The organism is Bradyrhizobium sp. SZCCHNR1015 (genome assembly GCF_032489875.1).
Taxonomy (GTDB): Bacteria; Pseudomonadota; Alphaproteobacteria; order Rhizobiales; family Xanthobacteraceae; genus Bradyrhizobium.
On the sequence record NZ_JAUEYW010000013.1, the window covers coordinates 73,759 to 91,206 of the forward strand.

Genomic DNA, 17,448 nt, shown 5'->3' on the forward strand with positions numbered 1-17,448 from the left:
CACTGCATCCGCGATGCCGTCCTCGTAGTTAACAAACCGAAAATGCAAAGGAGGCGGCCTTTGTCATAGGCCGCCTCCTTCATCACCCGCTACTCACTTCAGAGTGAGCCAAACTGTCGCATCGCGCTTTGGTTAAGCGGCGAGCTTGCGCAGCACGTAGTGCAGGATGCCGCCGTTGCGGTAGTAGTCGAGCTCGTCGAGCGTATCGATCCGGCAGAGCAGCGGCACCTGCCGCGCCGCACCGTCGGCCGAGACGATCTCGGCGGTCAGGGTTTGGCGCGGCTTCAGGTCGCCCTGCAGGCCCTTGATGGTAACCTTCTCGTCGCCCTTGAGGCCGAGCGAGGACCAGGACGTGCCTTCCTGGAAGGTGAGCGGCAGCACGCCCATACCGACCAGGTTGGAGCGATGGATGCGCTCGAAGCTCTGGCAGATCACGGCGCGGACGCCGAGCAGCCGGGTACCTTTGGCGGCCCAGTCGCGCGATGAGCCGTTGCCGTATTCGGCGCCGGCGAACACCACCAGCGGCACACCCTCTTCCTGATACTTCATCGCGGCGTCGTAGATCGACATCTGCTCGCCGTCGGGCCAGTGCTTGGTCAGACCGCCCTCTGGGATGTTGCCGTCGGCGCCCTTGAGCATGAAGTTCTTGATGCGGATGTTGGCGAAGGTGCCGCGCATCATGATCTCGTGATTGCCGCGGCGGGTGCCGTACTGGTTGAAGTCGGCCGGGCGAACCTGGTGCTCGCTGAGGAACTTGCCGGCGGGCGAGGTCAGCTTGATCGAACCGGCCGGCGAGATGTGATCGGTCGTGATCTTGTCGCCGAACAGCGCCAGCACGCGGGCCTCGACGATGTCCTTGATCGGCTCCGGCTCCTTCTTCATGCCTTCGAAATACGGCGGGTTCTGCACGTAGGTCGACGACATGTTCCAGCGATAGGTTTCGCTCTCGACGGTCTTGATCTTGCGCCAGTTGGTGTCGCCCTTGAACACGTCGGCGTAGCGCTTCTTGAAGATCGACGCCTTGACGAACTTCTTGACGAAGTCGTTGACCTCCTTGGTCGTCGGCCAGATGTCCTTCAGGTAGACCGGCTTCTTGTCCTTGCCGATGCCGATCGGCTCGACCGCAAGGTCCTTGGTCACGGTGCCGGCCAGCGCATAGGCGACGACCAGCGGCGGCGAGGCCAGGTAGTTGGCCTGCACGTCCGGCGAGACGCGGCCTTCGAAGTTGCGGTTGCCCGACAGCACGGCCGCCGCGACGACGCCATTGTCGTTGATCGACTTCGAGATCTCCTCCGGCAGCGGGCCGGAATTGCCGATGCAGGTGGTGCAGCCGAAGCCGACCAGATTGAAGCCGACCTTGTCGAGATCCTTCTGCAGGCCGGAGTTCGCGAGGTATTCAGCAACCACCTGACTGCCCGGGGCGAGCGAGGTCTTCACCCACGGCTTGGCCTTGAGGCCCTTGGCGGCGGCGTTGCGGGCCAAGAGGCCGGCGCCGATCAGCACGCTCGGGTTCGAGGTGTTGGTGCAGGAGGTGATGGCGGCGATGACGACGTCGCCATGGCCGATATCGAAGTCTTTGCCCTCGACCGGGAAGCGCTGCTCGGCCGCATCGGGCTTCTTGTACTCGCCGGCCAGCGCGGTCGCGAAGCCTTCGGCGACTGCGGGGAGCGCGATGCGGCCCTCGGGACGCTTCGGACCGGCCATCGACGGCACGACGTCGGCGAGATCGAGGGTCAGCGTCTGTGTGAACACCGGGTCGGCCGACTTGGCGGTGCGGAACAGGCCCTGCGCCTTGGCATAGGCCTCGACCAGCGCGACGCGCGGCGCCTTGCGGCCGGAGGTCTTGAGATAATCGATCGTCGCGGTGTCGACCGGGAAGAAGCCGCAGGTCGCGCCGTATTCTGGAGCCATGTTGGCGATGGTCGACTTGTCGGCGACCGAGAGATGGTCGAGGCCGGGGCCGAAGAACTCGACGAACTTGCCGACCACGCCGAGCTTGCGCAGCATCTGGGTGACGGTCAGCACGAGGTCGGTCGCGGTGACGCCTTCCTTCAGCGCGCCGGTCAGCTTGAAGCCGACGACGTCGGGCAGCAGCATCGACAGCGGCTGGCCGAGCATGCAGGCCTCGGCCTCGATGCCGCCGACGCCCCAGCCGAGCACGGCCAGACCGTTGACCATGGTGGTGTGCGAATCGGTGCCGACCAGCGAATCCGGATAGGCGACCTCGAAGGTGCCCTTGGTGCGGCCGATCGTCATCTTCTCCTTCTTGGTCCAGACCGTCTGCGCCAGATACTCGAGATTGACCTGGTGGCAGATGCCGGTGCCGGGCGGCACGACGGAGAAGTTCGAGAACGCCTTTTGGCCCCACTTCAGGAATTCGTAGCGCTCCTGGTTCTGCTTGTACTCCTCGGCGACGTTCTTGCCGAACGCCTTGTTGTCACCGAAGTAGTTCACGATCACCGAGTGATCGATGACGAGATCGACCGGCACCAGCGGGTTGATCTTCTCGGCATCGCCGCCGAGCGCCTGCATCGCGTTGCGCATCGCCGCGAGGTCGACGACAGCCGGGACGCCGGTGAAATCCTGCATCAGCACGCGTGCCGGGCGGAAAGCGATCTCGTGCTCCAGCGACTTCTTGCGCAGCCATTTCGACACCGCGACGATGTCGTCCTTGGTGACGGTACGGCCATCCTCGTTGCGCAGCAGATTCTCGAGCAGCACCTTCATCGAGTACGGCAGCTTCGAGATGTCCTTGAGACCGTTCTTCTCGGCTGTGGGCAAGCTGTAATAGATGTAGCTCTTCGTTCCGACCTTGAGGGTCTTGCGACACTTGAAGCTGTCGAGCGAGGTCATGCGTGGAAATCCCAATTGATCTGCATACCCGGAGGGGGTATTTAAGAACCGTCAGCGCGAGGCGCCGGATGGCTTGCAGCGGACGATTGTGTGCTGCATCAAGGTCGGGCTTATAGAAGCTTTCTAACTGCGCCGCCACAGAGACAAGCAAGTCCCGACGTGGCATCACCCACAAATTCTCACGCGCTAGCCATCAATTTCGTAAGGGCGCTCACGACAGGCCATGCAGGCGACTTCAACACTGTCTCCGAAGCTGTTCGGCCGCGACGTCAGATGCGTGCGCGGCGGCCGCGAGGTGTTCGCAGGACTGGCCTTCGAAGCAGTCGCGGGCGAGGCGCTGGCAGTGACCGGACACAATGGTGCGGGCAAGACATCGCTGCTGCGGCTGATTGCCGGCCTGCTGCTCCCGGCGGGCGGCTCCATCGCCATCGAGGGCGGTGAGAGCGAGCTGACGGTGCCCGAGCAGGCGCATTATCTCGGCCACCGCGACGCGCTGAAGCCGTCGCTCAGCGTGCGCGAAAACCTGACCTTCTGGGCCGACTTTCTCGGCGGCGGCGTCACGCGGCCGATCTCCGACTGCCTCGCGGCCGTCGGCATCGCCCACGCCATTGACCTGCCCGCCGCCTATCTGTCCGCCGGCCAGCGCCGCCGTCTGTCGCTGGCCCGCCTGCTCGCGGTGCCCCGCCTGCTGTGGCTGCTCGATGAACCCACCGCGGCGCTCGACGTCGCTGGACAGGCGATGTTCGCGGGGCTGATGCGGGAGCATCTCGCCGGGGGTGGGCTGATCGTCGCGGCGACGCACGGCCCGCTCGGCATCGACACGCGCGAGTTGCGGATCGGAACGATCGGATGATGCCCCCCTTCTTCACGACGCCCGCCGGCCCCTCCATTCCCTCCCTCCTTGTGGGGGAGGGTCAGGGAGGGGGGTGCCATACGACGTGGCCTATCGAACTGAGCGCAACCCCATCGCTCCACCCATCCTATCGATGCGCGCCCCCCTCCCCCTTGCGGGCAGGGGTCGGGGGTAGGAGTCCCCACCGGCGGTCTCGCCCGGAGCCACCCCCCTCCCCAGCCCTCCCCCACAAGGGGGGAGGGAACGAAGTGTGCCGGCGGTCGGAGCGCGGCTCACTCCCGCGCAATGCGCCATCAGCCCAGGCCCTCCCCGCATGACCGCCCTCGGTGCCCTCATCCGCCGCGACATCCGGATTGCGCTGCGCATCGGCGGCGGCGCGTTGATCGGCGTGCTGTTCTTTCTCACCGTCGTGGTGCTGATGCCGTTCGCGGTAGGGCCCGACCTGGCGCTGCTGACCCGGCTCGGCCCCGCCATCCTCTGGCTCGGCGCCCTGCTCTCCAGCCTGCTCACCCTGGACCGGCTGTTCACCGCCGACCACGAGGACGGCTCGCTCGACCTGGTCGTGATGAGCCGGACACCGCTGGAGCTGGCCTGCGCCGCCAAGGCGCTGGCGCACTGGCTCGCCGCCGGCCTGCCGCTGGTGATCGCGACGCCCGTGCTCGGCCTGCTGCTCAACCTCGACGCCACGGCGACTGGCGCCGTCGCGCTGACGTTATTGGCGGGCACGCCTGCCCTGACCTTCATCGGCATGATCGGTGCCGCGCTGGCGGTGACCATGCACCGCGGCGGGCTGCTGCTGGCGGTCTTGGTGCTGCCACTTTCGATCCCCGTGCTGATCTTCGGCGTCGCGGCGTCGCAGGCGGCCATCGTCGGCCCGCTGCCGTTCGGGGCGCCGTTCTCGATCCTGTGCGCATTGTCGCTGGTGAGTTTCGTGATCGGCCCGTTCGCCGCTGCGACAAGCTTGCGGAACGGGCTGGATTGACCCACCGCCCGCCGGGGTTTGACCATGATCAACTCTTACCTAGCGACGCCGTGCTGATTGCCTGCAACCGCGTCCGCCGTTAACAAGGGTCTCATGTCGCTGATCGACCTCGCCAATCCCACTCGGTTCCTTGCGCTGGCGGCGCGGCTGCTGCCGTGGCTGGCGCTGGTCACGGCCGCGCTGCTGGCTGCCGGCCTGTACCTCTCCGCAGTGGCGCCCGACGACTATCAGCAGGGCGCGACCGTCAAGATCATGTTCATCCACGTGCCCAATGCCTGGCTGTCGATGTTCGTCTGGAGCATCATGAGCATCGCCTCGCTCGGCACCCTGGTGTGGCGGCATCCGCTCGCTGACGTCGCCGCCAAGGCCGCCGCCCCGATCGGCGCCAGCTTCACGTTCCTCGCGCTCCTCACCGGCTCGCTGTGGGGCCGGCCGATGTGGGGCACCTATTGGGAGTGGGACGCGCGGCTGACCTCGGTGCTGATCCTGTTCTTGATGTATCTCGGCCTGATGGCGCTGTGGCGCGCGGTCGAGGATCCCACGCGCGCGGCACGCGCCGCCGCGGTGCTGACGCTGGTTGGCGCGATCAACCTGCCGATCATCAAGTTCTCAGTCGACTGGTGGAACACGCTGCATCAACCGGCGTCGGTGATGCGGATGGGCGGTCCGGCGCTCGACAAGGCCTTCCTGATCCCGCTGCTGGTGATGGCCGTCGGCTTCACCTTCCTGTTCGTGACGCTGCACGTCGCCGCGATGCGCAACGAGATCCTGCGCCGGCGTGTCCGCAGCCTGCAGATGATGCAGGCCCGCACCTACACAACGACCGCACCAGCCGACGATGCGGCAGGCCGGATCGCGGGAGCGGCTTGACATGGACCTTGGCCCCTATACCTCCTTCATCGCCACCTCCTATCTTGCGGCGGCGCTGGTCGTGATGCTGCTGATCGGCTGGATCGCCATCGACTACCGCACCCAGAAGGCGCGCCTGCGCGCGCTCGAGGACAGCGGCATCAGCCGCCGTTCCGGCCGCGCCGCGACGGACATCCAATGACCGAACCGACAGAGCCGGCGCCGCGGCGCCGCTCATTCCTCATGCTGCTACCGCTGGCGGTGTTCCTCGGGCTGGCGGCGCTGTTCTGGTCGCGCCTCGGCAACGGCGATCCGTCGCAGATTCCCTCCGCGCTGATCGGCCGCCCTGCGCCGGCCACACCGCTGCCGGCGCTGCCAGAGCTGGCGAAGGACGGCACGCCGGTGCCCGGCCTCGACCCGGCTGCGCTCAAGGGCAAGGTCAGCATCGTCAACGTCTGGGCATCGTGGTGCGTGCCCTGCCACGACGAGGCGCCGCTGCTGGTCGAACTCGGCCGCGACAAGCGCTTCCAGATCATCGGCATCAACTACAAGGACGGCGCCGACAACGCCCGCCGCTTCCTCGGCCGCTACGGCAACCCTTACGACGTCGTCGGCGTCGACGGCAACGGCCGCGCCGGCATCGAATGGGGCGTCTACGGCGTGCCCGAGACCTTTGTCGTCGGCCGCGAAGGCACCATCGTCTACAAGCTGGTCGGCCCGATCACGGCGCAGAACATCGACGCCGTGCTGAAGCCGGAAATCGAGAAGGCGCTGAAGGCAGGGAGTTAGTTCGCGGTCGGCAAGTCGTTAGTTTCTCGTCGTTGCAAGTGGACGTGACTGCCGAGCTCGCGCAACGACCCACGGTGTCGTCCCGGCCTTGAGCCGGGACCCATACTCCGCGGCCGTCGTGGTGGGCAAGATGTTAACGACGCGCCTGCCCCAAACTCAAGCCTGTGGTTCTGGGTCCCGGCTCAAGGCCGGGACGACAGCAGAGTTTGCCGCAACTACCCCTTGCTCACATCCCCTTCCGCGGCGTCGCTGGCTTCCAACGAGGCCGGGTCGAGGTGGTAGCGCTTGATCAGCGGCATCTGGGCGATGGCGAAGATCATGGTCAGCGGCACGACACCGAACGCCTTGAAGCCGACCCAGAAATCGGTGCTCTGCGTGCGCCAGACGATCTCGTTCAGCACCGCCATCGCGGCGAAGAACAGCGCCCAGCGAAACGTCAGGATGCGCCAGCCCGCGGGCGTCAGATTGAACATCTGATCGAACATGATCGCGATGAAGGAGCGATTGAACAAGAGCCCGCCACCGAGCACGGCCGCGAACAGCCCGTAGATGATGGTGGGCTTGACCTTGATGAAGGTCTCGTCGTGCAGCACCAGGGTCAGCGTGCCGAACACGATGACGACGACGGCGGTCACCAGCGCCATCAGCGGGACGTGCCGCGTCACCACGTAGGACGCGATCAGCGCCGCAATGATCGCGACCATGAACGCGCCGGTCGCCGCGAACAGGTTGAACTTGGCATTGACCACGAAGAAGATGATCAGCGGACCGAGCTCGGTCGCGAGCTTGAACAGCGGGTGCGGCTGGGTCTTGTCCATTCCATATCCTGTTGGCTGCAGCCACGGCAGCGGTTGATCCGGTCGTCTCGATCTGGCGGTGGGCCGGAGCCCGGGCGTGGCGACGTCAATCCTCGATGCCGGCGATCGCCCGCGCAAAATCTCTCGCGGCGAACGGTGAGAGATCCTCGACCCCCTCGCCGACGCCGATGAAGTGCACCGGCAGCTTGAACTTCTCCGACAGCGCCACGAGGATGCCGCCGCGCGCCGTGCCGTCGAGCTTGGTCATCACGAGGCCGGTGACGCCTGCCGTACGATGAAACGCCTCGACCTGCGACAGCGCATTTTGTCCCACCGTCGCGTCGAGCACGAGCAGCACCGCATGCGGCGCCGAGGTGTCGACCTTGCGAATGACACGCACCACCTTCTCGAGCTCGTTCATCAGCTCGGCCTTGTTCTGCAGCCGGCCGGCGGTGTCGATCAGCAGGATGTCGCGGCCCTGCTCCTTGGCCGCGGTGATGGCGTTGAACGCCAGGCTCGCGGAATCAGAGCCTTGCGCGCCGGCGACGACCGGCGCCCTGGTGCGCTCGCCCCACACCTTGAGCTGCTCGATCGCGGCGGCGCGGAAGGTATCGCCCGCGGCCAGCATCACCTGCTTGCCTTCGGAGGCAAATTTCTGCGCCAGCTTGCCGATCGTGGTCGTCTTGCCGGAGCCGTTGACGCCGACGACGAGAATGACGAACGGCTTGTGGCCAGCGTCGATCGTGAGCGGCTTCGCCACCGGCGACAGCACCTTCTCGACCTCGGTCGCGACCACCGCCTTGACCTCGTCGGCACTGATCGCCTTGTCGTAGCGGCCGTGGCCTACGGCTTCCGCGATCCGCGCCGCCACCTGGGTGCCGAGATCGGCGCGCAGCAGCACCTCCTCGATGTCGTCGAGCATCGCGCGGTCGAGCTTGCGCTTGGTGACGAGATCGGCCACGGCCGTACCGAGCGCGCCGGAGGTGCGCTTCAGTCCGGCCGACAGTCGCCGCCACCACGACAGCTTGGGTGTTTCGGAGGTGGTATCGTTCATGGCGTGGTGTTAGCCCTTTCCATTCGCAAACGAAAGCTCACACCCGCGTTACGGTTTCCATGGACATTAACCAACCCACCGACGAGGAGATGCTCGCCCGCGTGCTCCACCGCGACGGGCTGATGCTGGTGATCGACAAGCCGGCCGGCATTCCCGTACACAAGGGACCGAAGGGCGGGCCGAACCTCGAAGCCTCGTTCGACGCGCTGCGCTTCGGCCTGCCGCGCCCGCCGGTGCTCGCGCATCGGCTCGACAAGGAAACCTCCGGATGTCTCGTGCTCGGCCGTCATCGCAAGGCAACGGCGTCGCTCGGGCTTTTGTTCAAGCATGGCAAGATTTCGAAAACCTATTGGGCTGTCGTCGAAGGCGGGCCCGACGCTGACGAGGGCGTGATCGAGCTCCCGCTCGGCAAGCTAAACGCCGAACGCGGCTGGTGGCAGAAACCGGACCCGCAGGGCCAGCCGGCAGTGACGAAATGGCGGGTGTTGGGGAGGTCATATTCTCTCACTCCCCCACCTCAGATCTCGATCTCGACTTGCGACACCGACTCCCCTCCCCCTCGCGGGGAGGGGTCGGGGGCGGGGGTCCCCACGGGCAGTGTCGCCCGGAGCCACCCCCCTCCCCAACCCTCCCCCACAAGGGGGGAGGGAGCGCAGGGTGCCGGGGGAGAGAGCGAACCTCAATCCACCAAGACACCCAAGCTCACTTGGCTCGCCATGGAACCGGTCACCGGCCGCACGCATCAACTGCGCGTGCACTCCGCCGCATCCGGCTGGCCGATCGTCGGCGACAACATCTACGGCAACGGGCCGCGCTTCGGCGAGCCGCGGCTGCATCTGCATGCGCGGGAGATTTCGATCCCGCTGTCGAAGAACAAGCCCCCGGTGCAGGTCGTCGCACCAGCGCCGCTGCACATGCATGAGCGGCTGCGACTGTGCGGGTGGAACGGGGAGTGAGCCCGTCTCTCTCCACTCGTCATGGCCGGGCTTGTCCCGGCCATCCACGTCTCAGTTGCCCAAGGCGGCGTGGATGTCCGGGCCTTCGCCGCCCCGAAGCGGCTACGGCCGCGCGCAGGCGGGTCAAGCCCGGGCATGACGGAGTCCTGGACTAACAGCCTCGCGCCATCATGCCCGACGATCATCAACCGCTGCACCGTCCCCGGCACAGCGCCGCGGACGGCCGCCGGCAGATAGTGCTCCGTCCGCCCCAGCGTCTCGCTCTCGATCAGCACCTCGCGCTCGCTGCCGATCTCGGCATCCAGACGCCGCAGCAACGCCGCCTCTCCCGCGGCCCGCAGCCTCTTGGCGCGATCGCGGATGACGGCGCCATCCACCTGCGGCATGCGCGCCGCCGGCGTGCCCGGGCGCAGCGAATACGGAAACACGTGCAGAAACGTCAGGCCGCATTCCTCGACCAGGTCGATCGAGCGCGAGAACATCTCCTCGGTCTCGGTCGGAAATCCCGCAATCAGATCGGCGCCGAGCGAGATATCCGGACGCAGCCGCCGCACTTGGTCACAGAACGCGATCGCGTCGGCGCGCGAATGTCGCCGCTTCATGCGCTTCAGGAGCAGATCGTCGCCGGCCTGCAGCGACAGATGCAGATGCGGCATCAGCCTGGCGTCATCCGCGAGCGCATCGAGCAGGTCGGCATCGGCCTCGATCGAATCGATCGAGGAGATGCGTAGACGCTGCAGCTCGGGCACGTGGCGCAAGATCTGCTTGACCAATCTGCCGAGCTTCGGCGTCGCCGGCAGATCCGCGCCGTAGCTCGTCAGGTCGACGCCGGTCAACACGATCTCGGCATGGCCGCGCTCGACGAGCGTCCGCACTTGGTCGACCACGGCGCCCATCGGCACCGAGCGCGAATTGCCACGGCCGAACGGGATGATGCAGAAGGTGCAGCGATGGTCGCAGCCGTTCTGGACCTGGACGAACACCCGCGGCAGGCCGCGCTGGAAGCCGTCGACGAGATGCGGCGCCATCTCCGTCACCGCCATGATGTCGGAGACAGCGACCTTCTCGAAAGCCTCGATGCCGAATCGTGGCGAGGCCAGCGCCTGCGCCGTCGCGCGCCACGCATCGGGCCGCAGCTTGTCGTCATTGCCGATGACGCGGTCGACCTCGGGCATGGCAGCGAACATGCCAGCCTGCGTCTGCGCCGCACAGCCGGTCACGACGATGCGCGCCGCGGGGCGCTCGCGCTTCAGCTTGCGGATCGATTGTCGCGCCTGCGCCACGGCTTCGTTGGTGACGGCGCAGCTGTTGACGACGATGGTGTCGTCGGCGCCGGCCGCTTCGGCATGCTTCGCGATCAGCTCGGATTCGAACGCGTTGAGCCGGCAGCCGAAGGTGACGACATCGACGCTCATGCGACGCTGGCGAACAGCTCTGGCTCGAACCGACCCTCATATTCGAAGGTCGCGGTCCCGGTCATCAGCACGTGATCGTCGCGCTCGCGCCACTCGATCGTCAGCTCGCCGCCGGGCAGCGTCATCTGCACGATCCGGTTGGCGCGCTTCAGACGGGCCGCCGCGACCGCGGTCGCGCACGCCGCCGAGCCGCAGGCCCTGGTCAGCCCGGCGCCGCGCTCCCAGGTCCGCATCGTGATGTGGTCGCGGTCGACGATGTGGGCCAGCGTGATGTTGGCACGCTCTGGGAAGATCGGGTGGTTTTCCAGCAGCGGCCCGAAGCGCTCCAGATCATAGGCGTTGATGTCCTCGACCCAGAACACCGCGTGCGGGTTGCCCATGTTGACGACCGACGGCGAATGCAGGATCGGGGCGTCGATCGGGCCGATCTGCAGCTCGATGTAGCGGGTGTCGCGGAATTCCTCGGCGAGAGGAATCTCCTGCCAGCCGAACTTCGGCACGCCCATGTCGACGGTGTAGAGGTCGGGCGCCGGGCCCTGCCAGCAGTTCAGCAGTCCGGCGCGGGTCTCGAACGTCGCGCTGGTCTGGCCGGTCTTGCCGAACACATGGCGCACCACGCAGCGCATGCCGTTGCCGCAGGCGCCAGACTCCGAGCCGTCATTGTTGTAGATGCGGATGAACGCTTCGGTGCCGTCGAGCCGCGGCGGCTGCAGCACCATCAGCTGGTCGTAGGGCACGCGGGATGCCACCGCCCGCGCCTCGTCCGGCGTGACGACATGCTTCACGTCGCGAAGATCGACCACGACGATCTCGTTGCCGATCCCGTTCATCTTGACGAAGCTGTGGTTGGCCAGCGCGCTCATGAAAATATCCAAATTGTGTCCGCCTTATATGGCGAATGGCGCGGCATTGACCAGCCTGCAGAGCGACATGACGCATCTGTCATGGGACGCCGCGCCGCCGAGCATGTTAGGACCGGTTCATTCGCCGGCACGAACCGGGCAAAGCAGCACGGCCACTGGAGAATAGTCGAATGAATCTCAGCACTTTCCGCCTCGTTCTGGCCGTGAGCTCGGTCGCGCTCCTGCTCGGCGGCACGCCCGCCCGGGCCCAGGCGCCGTCGGCCTCGCCGGCTCCGGCGGCATCGGCCACGCCTGCGCCAGCCCCGAGCGTGCTACCGGCTCCCTCGGCACCGGCCTCTCCTGCACCTGCCGCGTCGGCCAGTCCCGCGCCCGCGACCAGCCCGACGCCGGCCGCCAGCGCGAGCCCCGCGCCGTCGTCATCTCCGACCGCGGCCCAGTCCCCCGCCACGCCGCCGCCGGCCGCGGCGCCGGCCCAGGCGGGCGACGCCTTCGGTGACGAGATCAAGCTCGAGGCGAAGAAGGTTGTCCTCGTCAAGGGCACCGCCAATTGGGACAACGCATTCGATACGCTGATCGACTCCTTCAAGTCGCTGTCGGCCACGCTGGACAAGCAGGGCATCAAGCCCGCCGGCAACGGCATGATCGTCTACACCTCGACCGACGACACCGGCTTCACCTTCCTGGCCGAGATGCCGATCGAGCAGGAGCCGAAGACGCTCGGCAAGGGCATGAGCATCGGCCAGTCGCCCGAGGGCAAAGCGCTGAAGTTCGTCCATCGCGGCTCCTACGACAACATGGACAACACCTACGAGGCGATCACCAACCACCTTGATGAGCGCCGGCTGGAGGCCAAGGACACCTTCATCGAGGAGTATTTGACCGACCCCTTGAAGACGGCCGAGGACAAGCTCGTCATCAACGTCTACGTGCCGCTGAAGTGAGCACCATGATGATCAGATCGATGTTTGTTGCCGCACTGGCGGCCGCTACGACACTGCCGGCGCTGGCGGACGACATCGCGCGCCAGGACACCCCGGCAATCACCGTCAGCGGCGAGGCCAGCGTGACGGCGCCGCCGGATCTGGCGCAGATCGACGCCGGGGTGGCGTCGGATGCGAAGACGGCGCGCGAGGCCGCCGAGGCCAACAATGCCGCGATGGCCAAGGTGCTCCAGGCGCTGAAGAGCGCGGGGATCGCCGACAAGGACTATCAGACGTCGCGGCTGTCGATTCAGCCGCAATATGCGCAGAACCGGCCGGGCCAGCCGGCCGTGACCGGCTATCGCGCCTCGAACCGCGTCACCATCAAGGTGCACGATGTCGCCAAGGTCGCCAGCGTCATCGACACGCTGGTCGGCGCCGGCGCCAACGACGTCGGCAACATCTATTTCAGCGTCGCCGAGCCGTCCAAGCTGCTCGACCAGGCGCGCGAGAAAGCCGTCGCCGACGCGCGCCGCAAGGCCGAGATCTACGCCAAGGCCGCTGGCGTGACGCTCGGCCAGCCGCTCAACATCGCCGAGGACGGCGCTCCGGCGCCGGTGTTCCGCGCCAAGACCTTCGCCGCGCCGATGGCCGCGACGCCGACACCGGTGGCACAGGGCGAGGAGACGCTGTCGATCACGGTCAACGTGACCTGGGCGATCAAGCCGGCGCAGTAGGTATAAGTCTGTCTCATACTGTGAGACGCGACGCGGCCACGACAAACTCAGTGTCGTCCCGGCCTTGAGCCGGGACCCATACGCCGCGGCGGATGTTATCGCGCGAGATGGAGCTGCCGGCCTTCGCAAGACTTGATTCGGTGGTTATGGGTCCCGGCTCAAGGCCGGGACGACACCATTGTTGTTGCGGCAGCGGACTAAATCTCCACCACTTGCCCCGGCTTCAGCACGCCAAAACGCTCGCGTGGGATGCCGGCCGAATCGAGCGCAGCGTGCAGGGCGTGGACGGGCGCGTCGATCGCCTCGTCGGTCAGCTGGAACGTGCCGTGGTGATGCGCCAGCGCGGCTTCCGCGCCGCAATCCTGCAGCGCCTGCACGGCATCCTCCGGGTTCATGTGCTGGTCGCGCATGAACCAGCGCGGCTCGTAGGCGCCGATCGGCAGGATCGCCAGCCTGATCGGCGCGTGCTGCTCCGCAACGCGGCGGAAATGCTTGCCCGTGCCGTAACCGGAATCGCAGACGATGTAGAGCCGGCCGCGCGGCGTCTCCAGCACGAAGCTTGCCCACAATGCCTTGTTGCGGTCGAACAGGCCGCGCGCCGTCCAGTGCCGCGTCGGCACTAGCGTCACCGCGACCTCCTCGTTCAAGGTCACGCGATCGTGCCAGTCATAGGCCTCTGCGCGGATCTTGGAGTCGGCGTCGATCATCGTGAGGTCGTTGCCGAGCGGTGTGACCACCCGCGGCGAAAATCGCGCGGTCAGCTTCGACAAGGTCCGGATATCGAGATGGTCGTAGTGCCCGTGCGAGACCAGCACGACATCGATGTGCGGCAACGCCTCGAAGGCGATGCCGGGATCATTGTGGCGTCGCGGGCCGGCGAAGGACAACGGCGAGACCCGCTCCGACCAGACAGGATCGACCAGGATGTTGAGCCCGCCCGTCTGGACCAGCCAGCTGGCATGGCCGATGAAGGACAGCCGCACCGCCTCGCCGTCGATCCGGTGCGGCGGCGCGTCGGCATGCGGGCTCGGCGCCCAGGCCGGCCAGCGGGAACGCTTGCCGTTGCGGTCGAACTGCCAGCGCAGCACCTGGGAGAGGGATTTGGGCGGAACGCCGTCGGGATCGTAGAAGCGCTTGCCGTCGAAATGGTCGGTGACGGGGCCGGAATAGGTCCTGGAACGGCGCAACAAGGTCGTCCTCGCGAAGGCAAAGCTGAACTGGCTGAAGAAGTAAGCGGCCGCACAGGGTCCGGCAACGGGACGGCGCGAAGCAAGTTTCCTTGACTTTTGCGGCTGCGGAGGGTTTAACCCGGCCGAATTTCGGAAAGTTTCGTCTTTTCGAGCCACCGCCCGGCCCTGGAGGCCGGAGGTCACCGCCCGACAGCGCTGTGCGCCCTCGGGCGCAAACGTGTTTGGACTGACGGTTTCGGCCGATCTGCCGAGGCCTATATGGTCGTCATAGGCCGCAGCACGCGGCGATGACGGGCGGCAATGAAGCGAGCGCCCGGCAAGGGCAAAGGATACGGCATTGTTCGACAATCTGTCGGAAAGGCTTGGCGGCATTCTCGATCGGCTGACGGGGCGTGGTTCGCTCTCGGAAGCCGATGTCGACGCCGCGATGCGCGAGGTCCGCCGGGCGCTGCTCGAGGCCGACGTCGCACTGGAGGTTGTCCGCAGCTTCACCGAGCGCGTGCGCGAGCAGGCGATCGGCGCCACCGTGGTCAAGTCGGTCACCCCCGGCCAGATGGTCGTGAAGATCGTCCATGACGAGCTGGTCAAGACGCTCGGCGACGACGGCCAGACCATCGACCTCAATGCCGTGCCGCCAGTGCCGATCATGATGGTCGGCCTGCAGGGCTCGGGCAAGACCACCACCACTGCCAAGCTCGCCCGGCGCATGGTTCAGCGCGACAAGCGCAAGGTGCTGATGGCCTCGCTCGACGTCTACCGTCCGGCCGCCATGGAGCAGCTCGCGGTGCTCGGCCGCGACCTGGACATTCCGACCCTGCCGATCGTCGCCGGCCAGATGCCGCCGCAGATCGCACGCCGCGCCATCGAGGCCGCCAAGCTCGGCGGCTATGACGTGGTGCTGCTCGACACCGCCGGCCGCACCACGCTGGACGAGGACATGATGAAGGAGGCCGCCGAGATCAAGGCGGTCGCCAACCCGCACGAGATCCTGCTGGTCGCGGATTCGCTGACCGGCCAGGACGCCGTCAATCTCGCCCGCTCGTTCGACCAGCGCGTCGGCCTCACCGGCATCGCGCTGACCCGTATCGACGGCGACGGCCGCGGCGGCGCCGCGCTGTCGATGCGCGCGGTCACCGGCAAGCCGATCAAGCTGCTCGGCACCGGCGAAAAGACCGACGCGCTGGAGGACTTCTATCCCTCGCGCATCGCCGGCCGCATCCTCGGCATGGGCGACATCGTCTCGCTGGTCGAGAAAGCCGCGGCGAACATCGACGCCGAGAAGGCCGCGCGCGCCGCCGAGAAGATGCGCAAGGGTCAGTTCGACCTCAACGACATGCGCGAGCAGCTCTTGCAGATGTCGCAGATGGGCGGCATCAGCGGGCTCATGGGCATGATGCCCGGCATCTCCAAGATGAAGAACCAGATCGCGGCCGCCGGGATCGACGACAAGATCCTCAAGCGGCAGGTCGCGATCATCGATTCGATGACCCGCGAGGAACGCAAGCATCCCGACCTGCTGAAGGCGAGCCGCAAGAAGCGCATCGCCGCGGGCTCCGGCCAGAGCGTCGAGCACGTCAACAAGCTCTTGAAGATGCACCGGAACATGGCCGACGTGATGAAGGCCATGGGCTCCGGCAAGCGCGGCCCGCTCGCCGGCATCGCCCAGGCGATGGGTTTTGGCGGCGGTGGCGGCATGCCCTCGCCGGAGCAGCTCAAGGCGATGGCCGAGAAGATGCCGGGCGGCATGCCCGGCGGCCTGCCGAATTTGCCGAAGGATCTTCCCGCTGGCCTGCGCGGCGGCTTGCCCAATCTTCCGGGCCTCACCGGTCTCAGCGGCAAGCCGACCCTGCCGGGTCTCGGCCTGCCTCCGGGGAAGAAGAAATGACCTCACTCCCGTCATTGCGAGGAGCGAAGCGACGAAGCAATCCAGAGTCGCGCACGCCGCTCTGGATTGCTTCGCTTCGCTCGCAATGACGACCCATCCAACTTCGTATCAAGACATCGACACCTAAGGAGAACTTTCATGTCCGTCGTCATTCGTCTCGCCCGTGCCGGCACCAAGAAGCGCCCGGTCTATCACGTCGTCGTCGCCGACTCGCGCTTCCCGCGTGACGGCCGTTTCATCGAGCGCCTCGGCTACTTCAATCCGCTGATGCCGAAGGACAACGAGGCGCGCCTCAAGCTCGACATGGAGAAGGTGAAGGGCTGGCTCGCCAAGGGCGCGCAGCCGTCCGACCGCGTCGCCCGCTTCCTCGATGCCGCCGGCGTCAAGAAGCGCGAAGCCCGCCAGAACCCGATCAAGGCCGTGCCGCGCAAGGAGCGCAAGGCCCAGGCCGAAGCCGCCGCAAAGGGCTAAGCCTCTTGCTGCGCGAGGCCTCATGCTTCGAGACGCACGGCTTTCGCCGTGCTCTTCAGCATGAGGTGATCGCTCCTCGTCCTGAGGAGCGCGCCGTTGCGCGCGTCTCGAAGGACGAGGCCCGCTGATGTCCAAGCTCATCTGCGTCGCCAGGATCGGCGCCGCGCACGGCGTGCGCGGCGAGGTCCGCTTATGGACCTTCACCGAGGATCCGCTGGCCGTGCTGCATTTCGGTCCGCTCACGACCAAGGACGGCAGCCGATCGTTCGAGGTCGCGAAGGCGCGCGAGGCCAAGGATCATCTGGTCGCCGCGATCAAGGGCGTCACGGACCGCAATGCGGCCGAACGGCTCAACGGGCTCGAGCTCTATGTGCCGCGTGAGCGCCTGCCCGAGACCGATGACGACGAATACTACCACGCCGACCTGATCGGCTTGGCCGCCGAGACCACCTCAGGCGCCCCGCTCGGCCGCGTGCTCGCCGTCCATAATTTCGGCGCCGGCGACATCATCGAGATCGCTCCGCCCTCCGGGAGCACGCTGATGCTGCCGTTCACCAATGCGGTGGTGCCGACGGTCGATCTGGCAGGCGGCCGGGTGATCATCGAGTTGCCGGCCGAGATTGACGGCGAGGATCGAGCTTCGGCCGATGAAACGGCGTCGGCTGAGGACGATGCTGCCGCCCAAAACTCAGCTCGTCATCCCCGCGAAAGCGGGGATCCATAGCCACCGCAGCCGATTGGCTTGCGCGGAACTGGCCGCGTGCCACTTTCCAACATCACGCGGTATGGGTCCCGGATCGGCGCCGCGACGCGCTGATGCGCGTCACGGCTTGT

At 66.7% G+C, this 17,448-nt stretch carries 16 protein-coding genes and 1 pseudogene; 11 read left to right on the forward strand and 6 right to left on the reverse strand.

The genetic code is table 11. From position 1 onward, the window contains the following. Positions 1 to 132: 132 nt before the first annotated feature. Positions 133 to 2,853, reverse strand: a complete 2,721-nt coding sequence (gene acnA / locus QX128_RS22185) for an aconitate hydratase AcnA (RefSeq protein ID WP_316238529.1) — start codon at positions 2,851 to 2,853, stop codon at positions 133 to 135. A gap of 223 nt (positions 2,854 to 3,076) precedes the next feature. Here acnA and ccmA point away from each other — a divergent pair, with 223 nt between their 5' ends. The 5 genes from ccmA to QX128_RS22210 all read left to right on the forward strand — a co-directional run bounded on the left by ccmA (position 3,077) and on the right by QX128_RS22210 (position 6,326). Next, complete coding sequence (gene ccmA / locus QX128_RS22190; RefSeq protein WP_316180309.1) at positions 3,077 to 3,706, forward strand: heme ABC exporter ATP-binding protein CcmA; 630 nt, start codon at positions 3,077 to 3,079, stop codon at positions 3,704 to 3,706. A 313-nt stretch (positions 3,707 to 4,019) separates the two neighbouring features. Further along, entirely contained in the window at positions 4,020 to 4,688 is a 669-nt protein-coding gene (ccmB, locus tag QX128_RS22195; RefSeq protein ID WP_315740697.1) for a heme exporter protein CcmB, read from the forward strand. Positions 4,689 to 4,781: 93 nt separating this feature from the next. After that, on the forward strand, positions 4,782 to 5,558 hold the full coding sequence (locus tag QX128_RS22200; RefSeq protein ID WP_315800714.1) for a heme ABC transporter permease: 777 nt from the start codon (positions 4,782 to 4,784) through the stop codon (positions 5,556 to 5,558). Position 5,559: 1 nt separating this feature from the next. Then, positions 5,560 to 5,739 carry a heme exporter protein CcmD gene (gene ccmD / locus QX128_RS22205; RefSeq protein WP_315715913.1) on the forward strand — a complete coding sequence of 60 codons (180 nt, stop codon included), beginning with the start codon at positions 5,560 to 5,562 and terminating at the stop codon, positions 5,737 to 5,739. After that, entirely contained in the window at positions 5,736 to 6,326 is a 591-nt protein-coding gene (locus QX128_RS22210; protein ID WP_315800715.1) for a DsbE family thiol:disulfide interchange protein, read from the forward strand. The genes ccmD and QX128_RS22210 overlap by 4 nt, the downstream gene beginning before the upstream one ends. A 215-nt stretch (positions 6,327 to 6,541) precedes the next feature. On the opposite strand, the gene QX128_RS22215 is transcribed toward QX128_RS22210, so the two are convergent. Together QX128_RS22215 and ftsY are read right to left on the reverse strand one after the other, a co-directional pair. After that, a complete protein-coding gene (locus QX128_RS22215) occupies positions 6,542 to 7,144 on the reverse strand; it encodes a septation protein A (RefSeq protein ID WP_315800716.1) in 603 nt (200 codons plus the stop codon). Positions 7,145 to 7,229: 85 nt separating this feature from the next. Then, positions 7,230 to 8,177 carry a signal recognition particle-docking protein FtsY gene (gene ftsY, locus QX128_RS22220; RefSeq protein ID WP_316238530.1) on the reverse strand — a complete coding sequence of 316 codons (948 nt, stop codon included), beginning with the start codon at positions 8,175 to 8,177 and terminating at the stop codon, positions 7,230 to 7,232. A 59-nt stretch (positions 8,178 to 8,236) separates the two neighbouring features. On the opposite strand from ftsY, the gene QX128_RS22225 reads away from it, so the two are divergent. Beyond that, positions 8,237 to 9,133 (forward strand): RNA pseudouridine synthase, encoded by an 897-nt coding sequence (locus QX128_RS22225; RefSeq protein ID WP_316180306.1) that lies wholly within the window; start codon positions 8,237 to 8,239, stop codon positions 9,131 to 9,133. A gap of 125 nt (positions 9,134 to 9,258) precedes the next feature. Here the strand turns inward: QX128_RS22225 and mtaB are convergent. After that, positions 9,259 to 10,548: pseudogene (gene mtaB / locus QX128_RS22230) on the reverse strand (tRNA (N(6)-L-threonylcarbamoyladenosine(37)-C(2))-methylthiotransferase MtaB); the annotation flags it as partial. Continuing rightward, positions 10,545 to 11,411 carry a diaminopimelate epimerase gene (gene dapF / locus QX128_RS22235; RefSeq protein ID WP_316238531.1) on the reverse strand — a complete coding sequence of 289 codons (867 nt, stop codon included), beginning with the start codon at positions 11,409 to 11,411 and terminating at the stop codon, positions 10,545 to 10,547. The pseudogene mtaB and the gene dapF, both read right to left, overlap by 4 nt. A gap of 170 nt (positions 11,412 to 11,581) precedes the next feature. On the opposite strand from dapF, the gene QX128_RS22240 reads away from it, so the two are divergent. Then, on the forward strand, positions 11,582 to 12,352 hold the full coding sequence (locus tag QX128_RS22240) for a GyrI-like domain-containing protein (RefSeq protein WP_315800721.1): 771 nt from the start codon (positions 11,582 to 11,584) through the stop codon (positions 12,350 to 12,352). A gap of 5 nt (positions 12,353 to 12,357) precedes the next feature. Then, positions 12,358 to 13,068, forward strand: coding sequence for an SIMPL domain-containing protein (locus QX128_RS22245; RefSeq protein ID WP_315800722.1), 711 nt, complete (start codon positions 12,358 to 12,360; stop codon positions 13,066 to 13,068). A gap of 197 nt (positions 13,069 to 13,265) precedes the next feature. Here the strand turns inward: QX128_RS22245 and QX128_RS22250 are convergent, their stop codons facing one another. Further along, entirely contained in the window at positions 13,266 to 14,258 is a 993-nt protein-coding gene (locus tag QX128_RS22250) for an MBL fold metallo-hydrolase (protein WP_316238532.1), read from the reverse strand. 337 nt (positions 14,259 to 14,595) lie between these two features. Between QX128_RS22250 and ffh the strand changes: the two genes are divergently transcribed. The 3 genes from ffh (at position 14,596) to rimM (ending at position 17,338) form a co-directional block, all read left to right on the forward strand. Then, positions 14,596 to 16,143: a signal recognition particle protein gene (gene ffh, locus QX128_RS22255; protein ID WP_315800724.1), complete on the forward strand. Its 1,548-nt coding sequence runs from the start codon at positions 14,596 to 14,598 to the stop codon at positions 16,141 to 16,143. Positions 16,144 to 16,281: 138 nt separating this feature from the next. After that, entirely contained in the window at positions 16,282 to 16,614 is a 333-nt protein-coding gene (gene rpsP / locus QX128_RS22260; protein WP_008964221.1) for a 30S ribosomal protein S16, read from the forward strand. Positions 16,615 to 16,741: 127 nt separating this feature from the next. Further along, a complete protein-coding gene (gene rimM, locus QX128_RS22265) occupies positions 16,742 to 17,338 on the forward strand; it encodes a ribosome maturation factor RimM (RefSeq protein WP_316238533.1) in 597 nt (198 codons plus the stop codon). Positions 17,339 to 17,448 lie beyond the last annotated feature (110 nt).

Coding starts and splice junctions, on each gene's coding strand:
- acnA (WP_316238529.1), bottom strand. CDS start 2,853: ATGACCTCGCTCGACAGCTTCAAGTGTCGCAAGACCCTCAAGGTCGGA.
- ccmA (WP_316180309.1), top strand. CDS start 3,077: ATGCAGGCGACTTCAACACTGTCTCCGAAGCTGTTCGGCCGCGACGTC.
- ccmB (WP_315740697.1), top strand. CDS start 4,020: ATGACCGCCCTCGGTGCCCTCATCCGCCGCGACATCCGGATTGCGCTG.
- QX128_RS22200 (WP_315800714.1), top strand. CDS start 4,782: ATGTCGCTGATCGACCTCGCCAATCCCACTCGGTTCCTTGCGCTGGCG.
- ccmD (WP_315715913.1), top strand. CDS start 5,560: ATGGACCTTGGCCCCTATACCTCCTTCATCGCCACCTCCTATCTTGCG.
- QX128_RS22210 (WP_315800715.1), top strand. CDS start 5,736: ATGACCGAACCGACAGAGCCGGCGCCGCGGCGCCGCTCATTCCTCATG.
- QX128_RS22215 (WP_315800716.1), bottom strand. CDS start 7,144: ATGGACAAGACCCAGCCGCACCCGCTGTTCAAGCTCGCGACCGAGCTC.
- ftsY (WP_316238530.1), bottom strand. CDS start 8,177: ATGAACGATACCACCTCCGAAACACCCAAGCTGTCGTGGTGGCGGCGA.
- QX128_RS22225 (WP_316180306.1), top strand. CDS start 8,237: ATGGACATTAACCAACCCACCGACGAGGAGATGCTCGCCCGCGTGCTC.
- dapF (WP_316238531.1), bottom strand. CDS start 11,411: ATGAGCGCGCTGGCCAACCACAGCTTCGTCAAGATGAACGGGATCGGC.
- QX128_RS22240 (WP_315800721.1), top strand. CDS start 11,582: ATGAATCTCAGCACTTTCCGCCTCGTTCTGGCCGTGAGCTCGGTCGCG.
- QX128_RS22245 (WP_315800722.1), top strand. CDS start 12,358: ATGATGATCAGATCGATGTTTGTTGCCGCACTGGCGGCCGCTACGACA.
- rpsP (WP_008964221.1), top strand. CDS start 16,282: ATGTCCGTCGTCATTCGTCTCGCCCGTGCCGGCACCAAGAAGCGCCCG.
- rimM (WP_316238533.1), top strand. CDS start 16,742: ATGTCCAAGCTCATCTGCGTCGCCAGGATCGGCGCCGCGCACGGCGTG.